A 1,667-nucleotide genomic window follows, 5' to 3' on the forward strand; every position below is an offset into this window, starting at 1 on the left:
TTTCACTGGAGAAAGCTACCGAATGACTCACGCGTTATCAAGACAGAATCACTAACGGAATAGGCTGGCAAAGTTATGCACTTTTGATTGCACTATTGTGTATTTTTCTCTTGCAAAATACAATTTGTATTATTGGAATGATTACTTCCTTGACGATGGTTCATCTTAAAAACTTTGCATAACTTGTTACAGTCCTAGGACTAAACGAACTAAAATTCATAATAAAGAATTTAGTTTGTTCTTCTAAGATTTCAGGATAGCATCTAGGGCAATAATATTTACGCTGGTCAGTACGAAGCCAATCATTAGGTAACAGTGATAGTTGATTTATCCAAAAATAGTTTTCACAAGAGGTGCAAATTTCCCTATTCATAGTAAAAAACAACTCCCTTTAAGATTTTAACTTTCTAAATATTCAAAGCTATACTATGCTCCCTTAATGATCAAGGTCTAGACATTTACCTATATAAAGCGCAGAGTTTTTCTAATTTCGATGGCCATGAAAAAGACTTGCTTTAAATAACAGAGGAACAAACAAAATCGACTAGGCATTCGTCCTGGACGATTTTGTTTCTCTTGGTACAAACAATCAACAAGCCAAACAGCTCTACCAAGATGCCGCTAAACAAACCCAATCCGTTAGCAATAATGTAGAACCACGTGTTTAACAAATTGAACAAGAAGAACCTCAATACAAACAACAATAAAGAGTATGGTGAAAAGGTTGGTTGAGAGACCAACCTTTTTTAAGCATTCCATTACTGGTAAAACATGGAGGGAATTTAATAAAGGTTAGCTTTTGGTCCCATAAAAGATTATTTTCCTTTAATTAAGGATGTTATGAAACCCACAGCGATTATAGCTATACATGAATAAAGGAAGGCATCTAATTTTAATAAAGCCAGACCTGCCAACACAATAATTCCATCTATCAGTATAATTACAAGTGCAATATTTAACGAAAAAGTTTCGGAAATAATTTCAGCTAGTAAGTCAGTTCCTCCAGTGCTTGTTTTATATCGCAGCATTAGACCAACTCCAACTCCAATTATTGCACCTCCAATTAGTGCACTTGCAAGTTGGGGAATAAAAAATTGAAAACGAAGAGGAGCCAGTAAATCAATAAATAAGGACGAAACCAATAAGCCTTGCAAACTACTAAAAAAATACTCTTTATTATTTAATGAGGAAAATATACAAATAGGGATACTCAACCCCACCATTATAATACCAGTTGGAAATTTTAAAAAATAATGGAGTAATAGTGCGATTCCAACAATTCCACCGTCTATTAAATGATGAGGAACTAGGAACCCATTCACACCAACTCCTAATAACAGACTTCCAATAAGAGTAGCAATTAATTTCTGAAAAATAACAATCACCTTGTCTCATCTCATTTTAATCTAATAATATGTCGGGAATTTAAGGTTAAGAATGAGGTAAGAATGCAGAGGGAAAATTAAATATTAAAATTTTATGGATATTGATTTTATTAGGGAATACTTCATTTATTAGGGGATAATCGCCTCCACTTTCCCCCTTGTAACTGCTAGACTAAATTGAACAGTATTTGCTCGATAGAAATGAACACTTTCCGTCTATATCCCCTCCCATCAGTTAAACTGGAGAAGTAGGTAGAACTGATGTAATGGAGGTTCGGGAAG

1 protein-coding gene and 1 pseudogene are annotated in these 1,667 nt (G+C 34.1%); one reads left to right on the forward strand and one right to left on the reverse strand.

Translation table 11 applies throughout. The features are described 5' to 3' along the window. Window positions 1–572: 572 nt before the first annotated feature. Window positions 573–668, forward strand: a pseudogene (locus ACFSCZ_RS12055) (DUF1657 domain-containing protein); the annotation flags it as partial. Between the two features lie 147 nt (window positions 669–815). Here ACFSCZ_RS12055 and ACFSCZ_RS12060 read toward each other — a convergent pair. Next, entirely contained in the window at window positions 816–1,385 is a 570-nt protein-coding gene (locus tag ACFSCZ_RS12060; protein ID WP_225310835.1) for a YitT family protein, read from the reverse strand. Between the last annotated feature and the right edge of the window lie 282 nt (window positions 1,386–1,667).

Origin of the sequence: Siminovitchia sediminis (assembly GCF_042680885.1) — a bacterium.
Lineage (GTDB): Bacteria > Bacillota > Bacilli > Bacillales > Bacillaceae_C > Siminovitchia > Siminovitchia sediminis.